Genomic DNA, 15,153 nt, shown 5'->3' on the forward strand with positions numbered 1-15,153 from the left:
GCGCGAGGCCGACATAGCAAGGGGTGATTTCTCCCACACCCACCTAAGGGGGTGTTTGGTGCGGGTGCGCCTCGACGGCGGCATTACCTACGCCTACGGGGCTCGCCAGGGCATTCACCGGCTACCGGCCACCGCGCGCTCACCCGCCCCCGCTCTAACGTGATCGGCCCCATACCTGCAAGATCTGTCTTCACACCCCTTGGGGGTAGGACCGTAGACAAGAGGCGGTTATGACGGATATGCGATACGAAACGGCGGAGCCGACCTCGGACAGGGCCGCCGATTTCTCCCTGTCGGGACTGCTCGCCGCAGTGGCCCGGGCCATCCCTGACCGGCCCGCGGTCATTGCAGGGCGGCGACGTGTGTCCTTCGGCGCGCTCGACGCTCGCGCTACCGCGCTCGCCCGGTACCTGTGCCGTGCAGGGGTGACCGACGGTGCCCGTGTGGCCATCGTGGCGTTCAACCGCGCCGAATGGCTGGAAGCAGCGTTCGGGGCATGGCGCGCGGGAGCGGTGCCCGTCAACGTGAACTACCGCTACGTGCCCGCCGAGATGGAGCAGGTCCTGCGCGACTCGGGCGCGGTCGCGGTCATCGCTGAACACGGACTGACCTCAGGCATCGCCCGGGTGCGGGCGAACCTGCCCGCACTGGAACACGTGCTCCTCCTCAACGACGGCACTGGGGCGGCGCGGCTGCGCGGTATCGACTTCGCAGACGCCCTCGCTCAAGGAGAGCGCAGCGGCCACGAACTGCCGGTCACCAGTGGCGAGAACCGATATCTGCTCTACACCGGCGGCACGACCGGTGCGCCTAAGGGCGTGATATGGCGTCAGGTCGACCTGTTTCGCGCGGCGCTGGAGCGGCGAGGTCCCAAGACTGCCCGCATCACCACGCCGAGCGAGCTGGGACAGCGCGCACGCGACTCGGCGGGTGGTCGGATGTTGGTGCTGGGTCCCCTGATGCACGCAGCCGGCCAGTGGAACGCGCTGAGCATGCTGTTCAGCGGCATGACCGTGGTCCTCAACACCGATCGGACCTTCGAGGCCCACCGCGTACTCGACCTCATCGACCGCGAAGCGGTGACCACGGTGCAGTGCGTGGGCGACGTCATGGCCCGTCCCTTGGCCGAGGCGCTCTTGGCCCAGCCGCACCGTTGCGCGAGCATGCGGGGGCTGACCTCCGGCGGGACCCCGCTCACGCCGCCCGTGCGGGAACTGTGGCGATCGGTACGTCCCGGCATCACCATCAAAGACAGCTATGGCGGCTCCGAGACGGGCGTGTGCGGCGCCGCCACCGCCCCTACCAGTGACGGCGCGGACCGCAGGTTCACCATGGGAACGAGTGTGGCCGTCCTCGACGAGCGGCTGCGCGCCCTGCCCCCGGGCAGCCCGGAGGTCGGCCGCATCGCCCGCACCGGCCACATCCCGTTGGGCTACCACAACGACCCCGCGATGACGGCGGCGACGTTTCCCACCGACGAGACGGGACGGCGCTGGGTCATCTCGGGAGACTACGGCACCGTGGCCGAGGACGGCTCGATCACGCTGCTGGGCCGGGGCTCCTCGGTCATCAACACCGGTGGGGAGAAGGTCTACGCCGAAGAAGTCGAGTCAACGCTGAAGTCCCATCCCGCGATCGAAGACGCGATCGTCGTGTCCGCTCCCGACGAGCGGCTCGGCCAGAGCGTGGCAGCGGTGGTGTCGCTGGAGCGGGGCAGGCGGTTCTCGGAGAGATGGCTACGCGAGTTCTGCCGACAACGGCTGGCCGGCTTCAAGGTGCCGCGCCGCATCCACGTGGTTGACGAGGTCAAACGCACGACCGTGGGCAAGCAGGACTACCGTTGGGCCTCTTCGGTGGTGCGCGAGCCCGCACCGCTCTTAGAGACCGCCGGGAAAGGGTAGCCGTTGGTGGTGCCAACGCTCGTGGCTGGAGCAGCGGCGGATCAGGGCAGGTGATCCGCCGCTGCCCTGGCAGCCGGGTACGGCCTCGACACCGCAGGCGGCAGGGCCTAGCGTTGTGGCCGATACGGGCGCGGGGTGCCGGAGTCCCTTTCGGCTGAGATAAAACCCGTGAACCTGCCTCTAGGTCGTGCTAGCGAAGGAACGTCTGTGTCCACCAGTCACAACATCTTGTCCATCGCCGGAACCGACCCCAGTGGGGGTGCCGGCATCCAAGCCGACCTCAAGGCGTTTTCCGCGCTTGGCGGTTATGGCATGACGGTGATCACCGCGCTGGTCGCCCAGACCACGACCGGGGTCACCGAGGTGCACGAGGTGGCGCCGGAGTTCGTCACCAGCCAACTCGACACCTTGCTGGCAGATGTGCGGGTCGACGCCGTCAAGATCGGCATGCTCGGCACCACCGGGGTTATCGCGGCGGTGGCCAAGGCCATCGACGACTATGCCCTGCCCAACGTGGTCCTGGACCCGGTGATGGTGGCCAAGAGTGGTGACCGGCTACTCGCGACGGAGGCGATCGAGGCGGTGCGCGAAGAGCTGCTGCCGCGCGCCGACCTGATCACGCCGAACATTCCCGAAGCGGCCGAACTGCTCAACGTGCCGCCGGCCGCCGACGAGGCGAGCATGGCGCGCCAAGGCGAGGAACTGCTGAGGTTGGGACCGGGACGGGTGCTGCTCAAGGGCGGCCATCTCGACGGCTCCAGCAGCGTCGATCTGCTGCTGGAGCCGGAGGGCGCCGCACGCCGGCTGGCGGCCGAGCGGGTGGCGACCAACAACACCCACGGCACCGGATGCACCCTGTCGTCGGCGGTGGCGGCGCTGCGGCCCCAGCGCCCCGGTTGGTACGAGGCGGTACACGAGGCCAAGGAGTACCTGACCGCGGCGCTACGCCACGCCGACGAACTCGACGTGGGCCATGGCAAGGGACCTGTCCACCATTTCCATGCCTGGTGGGGCGGGCGCGGCTGAGCGTGCCCGAATCGTGCGACGAGGGCGGGGCAACGGCACGCGCCAGCCGTTGCCCCGCCCCGCTTCGAGTGGCTCAGACGGGCACGCGGACATCGGGCACGGCGTCGGGATCGCGCCAGTCGGGGTTGGCGAAGTACTTCTTGGTCTCGTTGACCACGACCGGCGAGAGCAGCAGCAGCCCGATCAGGTTGGGGATGGCCATGAGGGCGTTGGCGATGTCGGCGAAGCCCCAGACGATGTTGAGCTGGGTGGTGGCGCCCACCATGATCATGAGCACGAACACGAGACGGAACGGAACCACCGCGACACGGCCGAAGAGGAAGTCCATGCAGCGCTCGCCGTAGTAGCACCAGCCCAGCAGCGTGGTGAAGGCGAAGACCATGACGGCCACCGCGATGGTGTAGCCACCGACCGCCCCCAGCGCGGGAGAGAGGACCGACAGCCCCTCCGACATCGCCCAAGAGGTCATCAGCGAGCCGTCGTCGACGTTGTTGGCGGTCCAGGCACCAGTAACGATGATGACCAGGCAGGTCATGGTCACCACGATGATGGTGTCGATGAAGGTCTGGGTCATCGAGACCATCGCCTGGCGCACCGGCTGGTTGGTCTTGGCCGAGGCCGCGGCGATAGCACCGGTCCCCAGGCCGGACTCGTTGGAGAAGATGCCGCGCGAAACGCCCAACTGGATGGCGATGAGGATCGTCGAGCCGGCGAAGCCGCCCGCGGCGGCGGTACCGGTAAAGGCGTCGGTGAACACCAAAGCCAAGGCCGCCGGGAGCTCACCCACGTTAACCGCCAGAATGGTCAGGGTCGCGGCGATGTAGAGCACGATCATCACCGGTACGACCGCGGCGGCGAACCGGCCGATGCTCTTGATGCCGCCCAGGATGACGGCGGCGGCCACGACGACCAGCACCGCTCCTGAGATCCACGGCGGGATCTGCCAGTTGTTCTGCAATTGGGCAGCGACCTCGTGGGCTTGGGTCATGTTGCCGATACCGAAGGCGGCGATCGCGCCGAACAGAGCGAACAGTACTCCCAGCGTCTTGCCCAGCCCGCCGCCAAGGCCACGGCTGAGGTAGAACATCGGGCCGCCGCTTTGCTCACCCTTGCTGTCGCTGCGGCGGAATTTCACCCCCAGCAGGGCCTCGCTGTACTTGGTGGCCATACCGACCAGGCCGGTGACCCACATCCAAAACAGCGCCCCAGGACCGCCAACACCGATGGCCAACGCCGCGCCGGCGATGTTGCCGACCCCGACCGTGGCCGCGAGCGCGGTACTCAACGCCTGGTAATGGGAAATGTCGCCCTTGACGTCGCCGTCCTCTCTGCGGCGGACCAAGGCCAGCCACAGCGCGTGGAACAGCACTCGAAACTGCAACAAACGCAACCTGATCATGAGGAACAGGCCGGTCAGCAGCAGGAGAGGAATGAGTACGGCGGGGCCCCAGAGGATGTTGGACACCTCGTCCAACGTGCTTTGGAGTTGTTCCATGACCGATCTCCCTTGGTGGATGGGCGGGGAAGCCGACCGTCATCCGACGGTGCGCTGGTGACGTGTTCGCGGATTATGACGGTGACACAACGCACTGTGAGGCGATGAAGGGCACCTTGTCAGATTCGCACCTTTTTGTCACTTCCGCGTTACTGTTCGTCCACACCCCTGTTGCGGCGTCCCCGCCCCCAGGAGGACCAGAGGACGGTGTCAGGGGTCACCCACCGCGGGGCGGGCTTGCGCGCCGAGGAGCCTCGTCGCACCGCGCAGGTCAAGGGGGGTCCCGCCGCCCAGAGCCCACCACCGTGAGCTGCGGTGCCGACGCAGCCGCGCTACCAGGGCGGCTCCCAGAGCCCCGCTCCCCTAGTCCTCCTCGGAGGAAACCTGCGCGCGGGCCAGTTCGGCCACGAGGGCGGCAGCACGCTCGGGGTCGGCGCCACGCCCCACGGCGATACCGACAAGGTAGGTGGTTAGCGGTGCGGCGGGGCGGGCTACCGAGTGTGCGGCGTCCTTAGCCAGATCCAAGATCCGGTCCACGTCAGCGGAACCAACGCGCTGATCGGTCAGTTCCAACTCGGCACAGACACGCTGCGCCCATTCGGTCAATGTCACCACTGGCTCCTAATTCGTTCGTAAGCGGTTCCGACCAGCCCCGCTGGAGGACTGCCGGACTGATCGAAGATGGGCCTGTTTCGCGGTGGCCGCGTGGGCGGGTGGGCCGTGCGGTGCCCGGCGTGGCCGCCGGAAGCGAGGCTGCGACCGCACCGGCATCGTGGCATATCAGGCGGGCAGGTTCGTCCTCGGTAGGTGAGGCGCTATCGGGAGTTCACCGGCGCCTGCGGCCTGGTTCATATCGGCCACCTACCGTCGGGTACGGCGAACGTCGAGCGCTTCCACCCTCCTTGCGCACGGTGTTCGCCAACCATGGCCGCGGCGGCGGCCCCAGCGGGGCGGCATTTTACGCCGTGGCCGGCCCGTCCGGCATCGGCGCCGGAGCAGCCCCGATCTTTCATTGGGGAGATGACTCATGCCCTCCGCCTCCGCCCCCTCCGCCTCACCGCTACGTGTCGCCATCGTCACGGAGTCGTTCCTACCGCAAGTCAACGGAGTAACGAACTCCGTATGCCGTGTCGCCGAGCATCTGGCGGCACGTGGCCACGAGGCGATGATCTGCGCCCCTGGTCAGGGTCCGGTGTCCTACGCCGGTTTCCCGGTGCTGCGTGTGCCGGGGATGCCGTTGCCGCTGTACCGCAGCTTCTCGCTGGGGCTGCCTACCCGGCGGGTGATAACGGCCGCCCTGCGCTCCTTTTCCCCCGACGTCGTCCACCTCGCTTCCCCCGTACTGCTGGGCCACGCCGCGGTTGAGGTCGCGCGACGCTGGGCGCTGCCCACGGTCGCAGTGTTCCAGACCGACCTCGTGGGGTTCGCCTCCCGCTATGGCGTGCCCGCCTCTGATGTCCTTTGGCCCTATTTGCGACGAATCCACGCCGCCGTGGACCGGACCCTGGTCCCCTCCTCCGCCACGATGCGCAAGCTGGCCGAGCGTGATTTTCCCCGACTGAGCCTGTGGCAGCGAGGTGTCGACACCGAACGGTTCCACCCTGACCACCGCAGTGACGCCCTGCGCCAGTGGCTGGCTCCCAACGGTGAGGCGATCGTAGGCTACGTGGGGCGGCTCTCGCGCGACAAGCGCGTGGACCTGTTGGCGCACGTGGCCAAGCTCAACGGGGTGCGCATCGTCATCGTCGGAGACGGCCCCGACCGTGCCCGTCTACAGCGCCTGCTGCCTGAGGCCGTCTTCCTGGGACAGCGCACCGGAGCCGAACTCTCCCGGATCTATGCCAGCCTGGACACGTTCATCCACACCGGGGCCGACGAGACGTTTTGTCAGGCCGTGCAGGAAGCCCTGGCGTCGGGAGTACCGGTGGTGGCGCCCGCCTCCGGGGGGCCGCTGGACCTGGTCGACCCCGAGCGCAACGGGCTGCTCTACGCCCAGGATTCGGTCCGGGAGCTGCGCGTGGCAGCCGGACGGCTGATCCACAACCCCGCACTTCGCGACCGGCTGGCTGCCGCTACCCGCGCCTCGGTGCTGGAGCGCACCTGGGACAGCGTGAACGACGAGTTGATCGAGCACTACCGGACGGTGATCGCCCCCAGTGGCGCCCCGATGCCCCGCGTCGGCTCCAACGCCGATGTGTCGCTAGCCTGACGTGGGCGACAGGGGTGGGGACTCCTTCCGCTCTTGAGCCGCCCCACCCCTATCGCCGCCTTCGCAACGGCGCCCGCCGATCAGCCGGCGCGCGAACAGACCGCTGCGGACGACTGGGCACCGCTGGGTACGGGCTTGCCGGTGATGTCGGCGAGGATCTCGTCGAGCCGGTCGAGGTGGCCCCGAATCCACGGCAGCGCGGTGGGGTCGTCAGCGACGAGGGCACTGTAGCGCTGGGCGTCGGTGTCGCCGTAGAGCATGCTCGTCGCCACGCGCACGCGCAGCGCGGTGTCGTTCTCCCCGAATTCCGCGGCCGGCAGCACTCCCATGGCGTGGGTGTGCAGCAGTAACTGGCTGAGTTCGGAGCCGCTGTGGACGCCGTGCTCGGTGGCGAGACGGCTCCGCCACGCATCGAAGTCGGGGTAAAGGTAGAACGCGGCCTGCGGGGCCGCGACCATGGCACCGGCTGCGACAAAGCGATCGGTTACCGCCCGCGCGACGATGCCGTGCAGCCGGCGGCTGCGCGCGACGTACTCGGCGACGTCGGTGGGCTCGGCGAACGCATAGGCGGCGGCGTGCTGCACCGGCCCAGCCGGGCTCGACCAGATTTCGCTGGCCACGCCCAGCATGTCGGCGCGCAGCCGCCGGCCCAGCTCACTGTCGGGCAGCCGGGCCACGCCCAGGCGCCAGCCGCCCAGAGCCAGGCTCTTGCTCAGCCCGGTCGAGACTACGGTGCGTTCAGGTGCGTACTCGGCCGGACTGTGGACCCGGGTCTGCGGATCGTGCACGAGATCGCGGTAGATCTCGTCGGAGATGATCACGAGATCGAGTTCGCAGGCGACATGGCTGAGCCGGGCCACAGTCTCGCGTGAGGCGACGGTGCCGGTGGGGTTGTCGGGCGTGGTGACGATGACGGCCCGCACGTCGCGGCCGGCGGCTCTGGCGTCAGCGACGGCCGCGGCGAGCAGGTCGGGCTCGGGGATACCGCCCTGCGCCGGGGGTGTGGGGACGAGGAGGGGATGGTGACCGGCCAGCCGCGCCTGAGCTGCGTAACTCACCCAACTCGGGGAGGCGATGGCGACGTCACCCCCCACGCTGAGCAACAGACTGTAGAGCAAAGGTTTGCTGCCTGGGCCGGCGACGACCAGCCCGGGGTCGGTGGGAAGCCCCCGACGCTCCCAGTATCCGGCCGCCGCGACGTGTAACTCGTGGGAGCCGGCCACCGGCCCGTAAGCGTTGCGGTCGCTGCCGGCTGCGAGCACCTCGCGCATCGTCGGGTGCACGGGTAGACCGGCCTCTCCGAACCCGGTGGGTAGAACGGGTACCCCGCGACGCCGTTGCTCCGCAAGCGCCTCGTTCATGGCCAGAGTCGCGGACACGGTGACAGACATGGTGCGAATCGACCCCACATACGTCCGGTGCTGGTTGTCGGCCGGCTCGGGCGTGCCATGGCCGGCTACCCTCACAGCCTGCCCCCTCACCTCCATCAGTACAAGCGAATCATTTCTATGGGCAGGTTAAGATGACGTTATGCTTGACCTGCGTCGGTTACAGATTCTTCATGAATTCACGAACCAGGGCACGATCGCGGCCACCGCCGCCTCACTGGGCTACACCGCCTCAGCGGTTTCACAGCAACTGTCGACGCTGGAACGAGAGGTCGGCACCCCGCTGCTCGACCGCACCGCGCGCAGTGCCGAGCTCACCGATGCGGGCCGCCTGCTAGCCGAGCACGCGGAACAGATTCTGGCCATGGTCGAAGCGGCGGAATCGGTGGTTGCAGAGCAGGCGAACGTGGCGTTGGGCCGGGTCACCGTGACCGCCTTCCCCACCGCGGCAGTGGCCTTCGCTCCGGCGCTGGCCCAGAGTCTGCGCGAACACGAAGGGATGCAACTGGTCCTGCGCCAGCGGATGGAAGGCGCCGGAGCGCGCCAGGTGAGCACGGCCGAGGTGGACATCGCGCTCATCGACGACTGGTCGGGACGCAGCCCCGACACCATGGCCGACAAACTGCGCTACTACCACTTGCTGCACGACCCTATGGTGCTGGCCGTACCGCAGGACCACCCACTGGCCGCGTCTGAGCGGGAGGTGAACCTGCGACAACTGCGTGACCAGGCGTGGATGATGGCGCCGCGGGGCGAACCGTCGCGGGCGGGCACCGACCGTCTCCTCTCCGGAATCGGCGGGGCACCGGCCGCGGCGTGGGAATTCGAAGGGCTGGGCACCATCCTCAGCCTGGTGGCCCGCGGAATGGGGATCGCCGCCGTCCCCTCCCTCGCGCTGCTGTCGGGTACGCAGGGGCTGGCGTTTCGTTCATTGCCCGAAGACGCCCCCGCGCGCGACATCTACGCGGTCGTCCGCGCCGCCAGCGTGCGCCGCCCTGCGATCAGCGTCACGCTGGGTGCTATCTACGCGGCGGCCCAGGACGTCCGCGAGGTCCTACGCCGGACCTTCGGTGCGGAGCTGGGGACCGTGGGCACCTGACAGTACGTCTGCCGGTCCATGCGCCCGGCGCGGAGCTAGCCTAAGAGATGACTCCACCGGCGCCTGCGTTCTAGGCGCCGGCGTAACCGCCGCGCGATGTGGCGAGCACGGTCTCGGTCCTCACGCGCGTCCCACCAGCGCGTATAGGCGTCCAACCGCCGCCGGCGAAGCGCGGCCAACTCAGCTTCCAGTGTCTCGACCCGACTTTTTAGGGCAGCGTGGTCGCGCTCATGTGCCCGCATGACAGCCTCGCGGGAGTGGGCCCGAGCCTCAAGGCTGTCCAGCCGGGCGGAGAGCACATGGAACGCTTCCACGGCCCCGCTCCGGGCTTCCCCTACAAACCACACACGGTTCCCTGTATCCCGAACCAGCGGCATATCACCAATTCGTGTCGCAAAAAGTACGGAAAGTGACATACCGTGAGGGGCAGAGTGGGGAGCCCGCAGGCTGTCCACGACTCCCCACTGATTCGTCTCGTGAGGTCAGGCCGCTATAGCGGTGCCTCTCCGGTGCTGAGGCAGGCCGCTCAACGGGCGCCGTCGCGGCGCGCTCGGGCGCACCGGTCGGACCTGCTCGTAGATTTCGGTGAACCGGTCGAGGGAGCGCTGGTGGTCGTGCGTCTGCGCGATCTCCCGACTGGCCTTGCCCAGCTCCTCGCGGCGTCCCGGCTGGAGCACCTCAAGCAGCCGCTCGGCCAACTCCGGCACATCGCCTGGGGTGAACAGGTAGCCGTTGTGGCCGGAACGCACCAGGTGCGGCAGCGCGAGGGCGTCGGCGGCCACGACCGGCAGACCGGTCGACATGGCCTCCAATGTGGCAATGCTTTGCAACTCGGCGGTGCTGGCGATGGCGAAAGCGTCGGCGGCGAGATAGACCAAGGGCAGGTCCTCGTCAGCGACGAAACCACAGAAGTGGACGCGCTCGGCCACCCCCAAGGATTGGGCCAACCGCCGCAGCTCACTCTCGCGCTGGCCCGTACCGACCAACGCGAGCTGGACGTCGCGGTGGTTGAGTATGCGCGGCATGGCCTGGATGAGCTCGTCGATGTGCTTTTCCTCGTCGAGACGGCCCACGAAGGCGATGGTCTCGCGCTCGGGCAGGCCCAGCCGCTCCCGGGCCGCCGGCTGTTCCTGGGGGCGCGGCTGGAACCGCCGAAGATCGATGCCGCAGGACACGGGCTCAACGGGACGATCAAACCCCTTGTCGGACAGCAGTTGGGCGGCCCGCTCAGTGGGGGTCGTGACATAGTCGGCCTCGTAGGCCACACGCACCATGTCGCGCCAGGCCAACGACCCCACGACAGTGTGGAAACGCTCGGGGATGTGAGCGTGGGCGAAAAGGTTGTCCGGCATGAAGTGGTTGGTCAGCACGACCGGTGTTCCCGCGGCGCGGGCCTGGCGGATCGTGGCCCGGCTGATCGTGAAGTGGCTCTGGGCGTGGACGACGTGCGGGTCGAGCCGGGCGATGAGCCGTTCCACATGGCCGGTGACCCCCAACGGGAGCGCTGTGCGCATCGTCGGGTGCACCAGCACCGACGTCGAGCGCAGCCGGTGGAGGGTGACACCCTCAGCGCGCTCGACCCGAGGGCGGCCATGGGCCGAGGCACAGACCACGTGAACGTCATGGCCACGCTCAGCCAGGCCCGAGGCCAGCCGGTAGGTGAAATAGCTGGCGCCGTTGACGTCGGGAGGATAGGTGTCGGTGCCGATCAGTATCCGGCGCCGCGACCCGTCCGGAGAGCCGGATCGACTCCGAAAGGGGCGGGATCGCTCGGTTGGCGCGGTCATGTCGGTTCTCCTGAAGTCGTGTGGACGAGGTCAGTTTTAGGAGGTTGACTCGGTTCGGTGGGTGCTTCGGGGTTGCGGTTTTTGGCCTGAGCCAGCACCACTGTTCCAGCGATGGCCAGCAACGCAGCTCCCGTAGCCAGCAACTGTGTCAGGGGGGTCGCAGGCAGCCCCTCCCCGAGGAGGAGGGCGCCAATGCCCGCACCGGTGATGGGATCGACCACCAGCAAAGTGGCGTAGGCCGCGGCGAAGTGCCCCGTGCGGTAGGCGTTCTGTTGGAGCAGTCCGCCAAAGACCGCGGTGACGCCGGCCAGCACCGTCAGCCAACTGACCAGCGCCAATGGGTCCGATGCCGTGGCAGCGGCCACGACCCGTGCCAGCGCGGAGGTCGTCCCTAAGGCGATTCCGCCCAAGGTGGCGAGCAGCATGGCGCGAGGCCCGGCCGGGAGCCAATGGGCGACAACGTAGGCGAGGAGCGCGGCGGCGAGGACACTTCCAGTGAGGACGATCCCGGTCATGGTCGACATGACGGGAGGTTGGGAAGTATGCGGGAACAGGAGGAGCACCCCCGTCAACCCCACCATGACCGCACCGCCGGCGACGATCTGCCCAAAGCCGACACGGCGCCTGTTGAACACTGCCGAGAGCACGATCGCGAACAGCAGCCCCGTGACCCCAATGGGCTGGATGATCGTGAGCGGCGCGGCGCTCAGCGCGACCAGGTGCAACCCGACCCCGGCTCCGGCGGCCACCGTGCCCAGAATCCATCGGGGCCGTTGCACGAGGTGCAGCAGGAACCCCGCCCGAGCGATGCTGTGTCCGGGCGCGCGCACGGCGTCGCGCTCCTGTAACGCCGACCCCATCGCCATGCTGAAGGCGCCGGCGAACGCGACACAGATCGCCCAAATCAACATGCCGACCACGCCCGAGCGCGATGGAGACCACGGACGCGGTGCTTGCTCACTCTGCGCCTCCAGTTCATCGGCTTGGCGTCGCTATGACGCCCTTGCACGAGGAAACCGTATGAAGAACAGGGATAAAGGCGCGATATAGAAGTCCCCCCTGCCAAAGTGGTGGCTGCACTACCTCAGCGCGAGGCGCGAACGCCGTCGCGCACGCCCGCCGGTCGCAACCGGCCCGGACCCGACGCAACGCTGATAGAGCCACGCTTGCGCCGCTGTCCAACCTGGCATTTGTCAATCTCGTTGCCTGCCAATGTGTTGCTATGTCCACCAGAGGGCGACGCTATCCCAGCCACCGCACCTCAGTTGCCGCTAGCTGCCGGCGGGCACCGGCCTCCTCCCGTGGATATCCGCCAAAGTTTTCGCTTGGCCCAAGAGCCGGAAAGTGGCACGGGAAAACTTCCTCAAAATCTGGCGGAAGATCGGCGTGCGAGCCTGGACAGCGGGACTGCGACCTGCCACGGGCGACCGGGAGCGCCCGCAGGCAACGTGACGGGAAGGTAAACGACCGTTCGGGGAAACACAGCCGCGAGCGGGCGTGGGTCCCCTCAGGTGAGGTAAGGGGTCAGCAGTTGGTCTACGGGGGCGTAATCATCGGTGAGGACCTGCCCCTGACGTTGCCAGCGGGCGACCTGCTGCTGCGCGGTCAGATGGCCGGGCGTGGGGGCCGTGGCCACCGCGCGGCGCAACTCCCCCCGCGCCAACGCCCCGTCGGTGGCGACGATGACATGGTTGCCGCCACGGACGGCGCTGTCGCTCGCCCGATGGCCGATCACGCTGAGGGTGTCGAAGACGACACCGACCGTAGCGACCTCTGCCTGGAGAAAGGAGCGGGGGCCGTAGTCGATGATGTTGGCGACATAGATCCCACCAGGCTTGAGCACACGCTCGATCTCCGCGAGGAACTCGCGAGTGGTGAGGTGCCAGGGCACGCTCAATCCCCCGAAGGCATCACCGATGACGACGTCATAGCGGTCGGTTTCGGCGGTGGTGATGGCGATGCGGGCGTCGCCGGAGCTGACGGACAGGCGCGGGCCGGTACGCAGTTGTAGCCGCGAGCGCGCCAGCTCGGTGACAGCGGGGTCCACCTCGAAGACGTGACTGGTGGAGCCGGGGCGGGTGGCGGCGAGCCAGCGCGGCATCGTGTAAGCGCCACCGCCGATGTGCAACGTGGACACCGGGGCCTCGCCGGCGCGCGCAGCGATCGCGGCGGCGAACCACTGCGTGTAAGCGAACTCCAGGTGCGTGGGGTCGGCCACGTCGACGTAGCCGTGACGCAGGTCGTCTAGGAGCAGCACCCGCCCCGAGGGGTTCGCCGGATCGGTGGTGACGCGCGCACAGTAGTAGGCCGTCTCAGCATCGCACGGTGAGGCCACCCCCAGCAGTAGGCCACTGCTGACGACGGTTAGGCCCAGGACGGCCATGGCCTGGCGGGAAAGAGACGACAGAGCATGTCGCAACAGCAAGAACGCGCCGAAGGCGATGAGCGCGCTGCCCGTGAGCAGCAAGATAGCTGAGACCGGCAGCGCAGCGATAAAGACGTAGCCGGTGAGGAAAGTCCCGGCGAGCGCACCGACCGTGCCCCAAGCGCTGAAGCGCCCGACGATTCCGCCTGTGTGGTGCAGATCGGCCAATTGTGTCTTGACCACGACCGGGGTGACCGCCGACAGCAGCGCCACCGGCAGCGCGATCCCCAAGGCCACCAGGAGCAGCGCCGCGAACGGGCCGGTGCCCACCAGCGACGGCCCCACGACCAGCACGATGGGGCGGGAGAGCATGGTCAGCCCACCGCCGAGCACCAGCAGCGGGCCGAGTAACCGGTCAGGGCGCCATCGGTCAGCGGCGTCGCCGCCGAGCTTGGCTCCAACAGCGATCGCACCCAGGGCCACACCAATGGCGGCGGTGTAGGTCTCCAGCGTGTCGCCGGCGTAGGGAGCGACCAGCCGAGTGGCGGTGACTTCCAACACGAGTACGACCGCCGAGGCGAAGATGACGACGGTCGTGGCCAGGAACCGATTCACGCGCCCGAGCATAAGGGGGCGGGCCTACCGGCCACGCCCCGCAGCCATGGGGCTAGGGCTCAGTGGGCAGCAACCGCGGAGGGAAGGTTGTCGGCGGCGAAGGGGAGGCTGGCTTCGCGGGGCACCGGGTCCAGTGGAATGCCGCGGTCACTCCAATTGACGACGTTGCGTACCACCCGCAACAGCCGCAGCCGGGCGTGCTCGGCCGTTTGGTCCGGGCCAAAGGGCGAGAGCAGCACCGCGGGGTGGCTGCGCAACGGACACCGTGCGCTGGCGTGCCGTTCCCATTCGGGTACGGAGTTGGCGGCCAGGCCGGCGATCTTTCCCGTGTGCAGGGCGGTGATCAGGTCGGGGCGGGAGATCAGGTCGTTGGCGGAGAGGTTGACCAGGATCACCCCCTGGCGCATCCAGGAGATGGTTTGGGCGTCGATCATGCCCCGAGTGCGCGGTGTGAGGGGCATGTGGAGGGAGATGACATCGCTTATGGCGATCAGCTCGGCAAAGCCGACCCGGTCGACGCCTTGCGGCCACAGGCGGGTCCGCGCGTCGGTGCCGACGACGCGCCCGAAAAGGGGACGGGAGAGTTCAGCGACGCGGGACCCGACGGCACCCATGCCGACCACGCCAAGGGTGAGGTCGCATGGACGGCCGCCTCCCATGGTCATGGGGTGGGAACTGGAGGCGACGCGGCGCAACTGCGCCAGCGACAGAGCGATCGCGTGGTTGGCGATCTGTTCGACGTCCATCCCGGCGGGAATCTGGGCGACCCACACCCCGCGGCGTTCGGCGTCCTCGGTGTCGATGTCGCAGTAGTCGGGGTTCATCGTCACGATCAGGCGCAACTGTGGCAATTGGTCCAACAGCGAAGCGTCGATCCTGGCATCGTGCACGACAAGGACGACAGCGCGGTGTGCCTCGGCGGCGATACGAGACCGCTCAGTCGTTCCCAGCACATCCACAGTGAATCCCGAGTCGGTGAGAAGCTCCACGGCGGGGCCGGGATCGAACTCTCCGGTGTCCGTGATGACCACTGTCTGATCACCCACGAGCCACCTCCATCAAGGTCAAGCTTTCCTAAGGTCAAGCTTTGTTCTCAGCTCTGCAAGCTACCTGCTCGGCCCCGAGGGGGACACTGGCCTGCTGTCCCCCACACAGCCCGTTCGAGCACCGAACGCCTGTTACCAAAGCGATCACGCAAAAAGTAAGGAAACGGTGAGAACCTCATCACGTAACCGCACGTGCATCAGCACGTTCACAGTGCGAGCGCC

The 15,153-nt window shown here is 68.1% G+C and carries 11 protein-coding genes; 4 read left to right on the plus strand and 7 right to left on the minus strand.

Features of this window, described 5'->3' with window-relative positions:
- Positions 1 to 230: 230 nt before the first annotated feature.
- Positions 231 to 1,901 (plus strand): AMP-binding protein, encoded by a 1,671-nt coding sequence (locus ABD848_RS01405; RefSeq protein WP_344966412.1) that lies wholly within the window; start codon positions 231 to 233, stop codon positions 1,899 to 1,901.
- A gap of 207 nt (positions 1,902 to 2,108) precedes the next feature.
- Complete coding sequence (gene thiD / locus ABD848_RS01410) at positions 2,109 to 2,927, plus strand: bifunctional hydroxymethylpyrimidine kinase/phosphomethylpyrimidine kinase (protein WP_344966413.1); 819 nt, start codon at positions 2,109 to 2,111, stop codon at positions 2,925 to 2,927.
- Between the two features lie 73 nt (positions 2,928 to 3,000).
- On the opposite strand, the gene ABD848_RS01415 is transcribed toward thiD, so the two are convergent.
- A complete protein-coding gene (locus ABD848_RS01415) occupies positions 3,001 to 4,422 on the minus strand; it encodes an alanine/glycine:cation symporter family protein (RefSeq protein WP_344966415.1) in 1,422 nt (473 codons plus the stop codon).
- 363 nt (positions 4,423 to 4,785) lie between these two features.
- Positions 4,786 to 5,034, minus strand: coding sequence for a DUF6457 domain-containing protein (locus ABD848_RS01420; protein WP_344966417.1), 249 nt, complete (start codon positions 5,032 to 5,034; stop codon positions 4,786 to 4,788).
- 415 nt (positions 5,035 to 5,449) lie between these two features.
- Between ABD848_RS01420 and ABD848_RS01425 the strand changes: the two genes are divergently transcribed.
- Complete coding sequence (locus ABD848_RS01425; RefSeq protein ID WP_344966419.1) at positions 5,450 to 6,631, plus strand: glycosyltransferase family 4 protein; 1,182 nt, start codon at positions 5,450 to 5,452, stop codon at positions 6,629 to 6,631.
- 80 nt (positions 6,632 to 6,711) lie between these two features.
- On the opposite strand, the gene ABD848_RS01430 is transcribed toward ABD848_RS01425, so the two are convergent.
- The gene (locus tag ABD848_RS01430) at positions 6,712 to 8,022 is read right to left on the minus strand and encodes a pyridoxal phosphate-dependent aminotransferase (RefSeq protein ID WP_344966421.1); all 1,311 of its coding nucleotides are present in this window, start codon (positions 8,020 to 8,022) and stop codon (positions 6,712 to 6,714) included.
- A gap of 139 nt (positions 8,023 to 8,161) precedes the next feature.
- Between ABD848_RS01430 and ABD848_RS01435 the strand changes: the two genes are divergently transcribed.
- Positions 8,162 to 9,118, plus strand: a complete 957-nt coding sequence (locus tag ABD848_RS01435; RefSeq protein ID WP_344966422.1) for a LysR family transcriptional regulator — start codon at positions 8,162 to 8,164, stop codon at positions 9,116 to 9,118.
- A gap of 482 nt (positions 9,119 to 9,600) precedes the next feature.
- On the opposite strand, the gene ABD848_RS01440 is transcribed toward ABD848_RS01435, so the two are convergent.
- The 4 genes from ABD848_RS01440 to ABD848_RS01455 form a co-directional block, all read right to left on the minus strand.
- Positions 9,601 to 10,905, minus strand: coding sequence for a glycosyltransferase (locus ABD848_RS01440; protein ID WP_344966424.1), 1,305 nt, complete (start codon positions 10,903 to 10,905; stop codon positions 9,601 to 9,603).
- A complete protein-coding gene (locus tag ABD848_RS01445; protein ID WP_344966426.1) occupies positions 10,902 to 11,816 on the minus strand; it encodes a DMT family transporter in 915 nt (304 codons plus the stop codon). The genes ABD848_RS01440 and ABD848_RS01445 overlap by 4 nt, the downstream gene beginning before the upstream one ends.
- 596 nt (positions 11,817 to 12,412) lie before the next feature.
- Positions 12,413 to 13,885, minus strand: coding sequence for a fused MFS/spermidine synthase (locus ABD848_RS01450; RefSeq protein ID WP_344966428.1), 1,473 nt, complete (start codon positions 13,883 to 13,885; stop codon positions 12,413 to 12,415).
- Between the two features lie 59 nt (positions 13,886 to 13,944).
- Positions 13,945 to 14,931 (minus strand): NAD(P)-dependent oxidoreductase, encoded by a 987-nt coding sequence (locus ABD848_RS01455; RefSeq protein WP_344966430.1) that lies wholly within the window; start codon positions 14,929 to 14,931, stop codon positions 13,945 to 13,947.
- Between the last annotated feature and the right edge of the window lie 222 nt (positions 14,932 to 15,153).

This window comes from Salinactinospora qingdaonensis, from assembly GCF_039539445.1.
GTDB lineage: Bacteria > Actinomycetota > Actinomycetes > Streptosporangiales > Streptosporangiaceae > Salinactinospora > Salinactinospora qingdaonensis.

What these genes read in the sequence shown, in the direction of transcription:
- ABD848_RS01430 (WP_344966421.1), bottom strand. Translation starts at nt 8,022, where the DNA reads ATGTCTGTCACCGTGTCCGCGACTCTGGCCATGAACGAGGCGCTTGCG.
- ABD848_RS01425 (WP_344966419.1), top strand. Translation starts at nt 5,450, where the DNA reads ATGCCCTCCGCCTCCGCCCCCTCCGCCTCACCGCTACGTGTCGCCATC.
- ABD848_RS01435 (WP_344966422.1), top strand. Translation starts at nt 8,162, where the DNA reads ATGCTTGACCTGCGTCGGTTACAGATTCTTCATGAATTCACGAACCAG.
- ABD848_RS01440 (WP_344966424.1), bottom strand. Translation starts at nt 10,905, where the DNA reads ATGACCGCGCCAACCGAGCGATCCCGCCCCTTTCGGAGTCGATCCGGC.
- ABD848_RS01445 (WP_344966426.1), bottom strand. Translation starts at nt 11,816, where the DNA reads ATGTTGATTTGGGCGATCTGTGTCGCGTTCGCCGGCGCCTTCAGCATG.
- ABD848_RS01405 (WP_344966412.1), top strand. Translation starts at nt 231, where the DNA reads ATGACGGATATGCGATACGAAACGGCGGAGCCGACCTCGGACAGGGCC.
- ABD848_RS01415 (WP_344966415.1), bottom strand. Translation starts at nt 4,422, where the DNA reads ATGGAACAACTCCAAAGCACGTTGGACGAGGTGTCCAACATCCTCTGG.